This window comes from Lysinibacillus fusiformis, from assembly GCF_003049525.1.
In the GTDB taxonomy this organism is placed as follows: Bacteria; Bacillota; Bacilli; order Bacillales_A; family Planococcaceae; genus Lysinibacillus; species Lysinibacillus fusiformis.
The window spans coordinates 1-681 of the sequence record NZ_PYWL01000031.1 but is presented as its reverse complement, the minus strand read 5'-3'; the positions used below and the strand labels follow the sequence as shown (position 1 = coordinate 681).

General features: G+C 40.4%; 1 protein-coding gene. It reads left to right on the top strand.

What is annotated here, in order from left to right; all coding sequences use genetic code 11:
• Positions 1–92 precede the first annotated feature (92 nt).
• A partial coding sequence (locus C9J29_RS23925; RefSeq protein WP_107922904.1) for an SDR family NAD(P)-dependent oxidoreductase occupies positions 93–681 on the top strand: 589 nt, incomplete at its 3' end.

The window sequence follows — 681 nt, the reverse complement described above, 5'->3', positions numbered from 1 at the left end:
TTGAAACCGAATAGGAGAGCAACATTTCAAATAATGTTCCTTGTTATAATTCTCTATGTAATATAACTATGTTTGAACAAGGAGATGGAAGCATGAGTAAGTTAACAGGCAAAATCGCTTTAGTTACAGGATCAAGTCGAGGAATTGGCCGCAGTATTGCATTGCGTCTGGCTCAAGAGGGGGCCTTTGTTGTCGTTCATTACGGGAAAAGACGTAATGAGGCAGAAGCAGTTGTTCACCAGATCAAACAAAGCGGAAGAAATGCTTGCGCGATTGGTGCTGACCTTAGTACTCTAGATGGTATTCAAGATTTATTTACTACTTTGGATGATACAATTCGGGAGTATATGGGCGGTAGTGGATTCGATATTCTTGTCAACAATGCTGGAATTGGTCAAATTATCAGTTTAGATGAGACGACGGAAGAATCATTTGACGAGGTAATGAACATTAATGTTAAAGCACCACTTTTTGTTACTCAGCAAGCTTTGCCACGTTTAAAAGATGGAGGGCGTATTATTAATATTTCATCCTTTGTGACACGTGCAGCTTCGCCAAGTGTCTTCACGTACAGTATGTCCAAAGGTGCTATCGACACATTTACACGTCTTCTAGCCAAGGAACTAGGGAGCCGTAATATTACGGTAAACGCCATCCAGCCTGGAATTATTAATACAGAAA